This window comes from Virgibacillus sp. DJP39, assembly GCF_049310925.1.
In the GTDB taxonomy this organism is placed as follows: domain Bacteria; phylum Bacillota; class Bacilli; order Bacillales; family Amphibacillaceae; genus Virgibacillus_F.
Genome location: NZ_JBMERP010000162.1, coordinates 1 through 1935 on the forward strand (window position 1 = coordinate 1; position 1935 = coordinate 1935).

A 1935-nucleotide genomic window follows, 5' to 3' on the forward strand; every position below is an offset into this window, starting at 1 on the left:
TAGAAAACTTGGCTTATCGCCAAGCCTTAATGGCGAAAAGCCCTAGTTGCACTTATGCAGAAAGAAAGTTTTTATACTTTCTTTACTGCTAAAAAACCCTATCTTTAGATGAGTTAGGGTCAAATTAGTTAGCTTTAAAAAAAGAATCTTCAACCTAAAGATAGATCAAAGATTCTATGTTTTTTTAAATGTTATTCTATCATTCACTTGATTCTCAGGTTAATTTTTTTCTACATCCAAAGAAGTACTATGAACCAGCTCTTTTTCGCTTAGACCAAGTGTCTTCGCTGTTGAAGTATGAATTTCCTTGAAGAGCTCTGGATTTTCCGTTAATGATACACCATGAGAAGGAACCATCTCTTTTATTTTCGGTTCCCATTTTTCCATTTGTTTAGGGAAGCATTTTTCTAATAACTCGAGCATAACGTGAACAGCAGTAGAAGCACCCGGAGAAGCGCCAAGCAATGCAGCTATTGAGCCATCAGAGGCACTGACAACTTCTGTACCAAATTGAAGTGTTCCTTTACCGCCTGCCTCGGTATCCTTGATAACCTGCACACGTTGTCCAGCTACTACTAAATCCCAATCCTCGCGTTTAGCCTCAGGGATAAACTCACGTAACTCTTCCATACGCTGTTCTTTCGATGACAGAACTTGCTGAATCAGATATTTTGTCAATGAAGCGTTTTTTACTCCTGCAGTCATCATAGTTAAAAGGTTATCCGGTTTTACGGAGTTTATTAAATCGAACATTGAACCGGTTTTCAAAAACTTTGGTGTGAACCCTGCAAACGGTCCAAACAGCAGTGAGTTTTCGTTATCGATCTTTCTTGTATCAAGATGCGGAACAGACATTGGAGGAGCACCAACTTTAGCCTTTCCGTATACTTTTGCATTATGCTGCTCTATAACATCCGGATTGTTACATACCATAAATAGTCCGCTTACCGGGAAACCTCCAATATGTTTTGATTCAGGTATACCGGTTTTTTGCAGTAAAGTCAGACTTCCGCCCCCACCGCCGACAAATACGAACTTTGCAGTATGGTATTCAATTTTACCACCATCGATATCATGCACTTTCACTTCCCACTTGCCGTCACTGGTACGTTTAATATCCTCAACACTATGCTTATAGTTTAACTCAACGTTTTCACGCTTTAAGTGGTCAAATAACGCGCCTGTTAAAGCACCAAAATTAACGTCCGTTCCAGAGTCAATTTTCGTAGCCGCAATCGGTTCATCTAATGAACGGCCTTCCATGATAAGTGGAATCCAATCCTTCAGTTTTTCACGCTCATCGGAAAACTCCATGCCTTGAAACAGGGGATTGTTTGAAAGTGCCTCAAAACGTTTTCTCAAAAACGTTATATTTTCCACCCCTTGTACCAAACTCATATGAGGTAATGGCGTGATAAAGTCCTGTGGATTACGAATCAGACTGCTGTTTACAAGATACGACCAAAACTGTCTTGAAAGCTGAAACTGTTCATTTATTTTTATAGCTTTGCTAATGTCTATAGATCCATCCGGTTTTTCGGATGTATAGTTAAGTTCGCACAGTGCAGAATGTCCTGTCCCCGCATTATTCCACACGTTGGAACTTTCCTCTCCTGCTTTGTCGAGCTTCTCAAATACTGTTATTTCCCAGTCAGGTGCTAATTCTTTCATTAATGATCCCAAAGTCGCACTCATAACACCGGCACCAATTAAGATAACGTCTGTTTCTCTAGGTAAGTTGCTCATATTTAACATCCTTAAAATCTAGAATTTGTGTAAAGGGATAGTTACGACCAAGTCAAACGCCGTATCACTTAACCCCCACTATATAGTGTATCACAATTGTTTAAATCTTAGCTTAAAAAATCTACTATTTACATTATAATTTGAACTGGTAAATAAGTGAGAAACACTTCCACTTAGTCCTGAGAATAC

1 protein-coding gene is annotated in these 1935 nt (G+C 39.1%); it reads right to left on the bottom strand.

Features of this window, described 5'->3' with window-relative positions; genetic code table 11:
• Positions 1 to 219: 219 nt before the first annotated feature.
• Positions 220 to 1746 carry a malate:quinone oxidoreductase gene (locus ACOI1D_RS21420; RefSeq protein ID WP_422504224.1) on the bottom strand — a complete coding sequence of 509 codons (1527 nt, stop codon included), beginning with the start codon at positions 1744 to 1746 and terminating at the stop codon, positions 220 to 222.
• Positions 1747 to 1935: the final 189 nt, after the last annotated feature.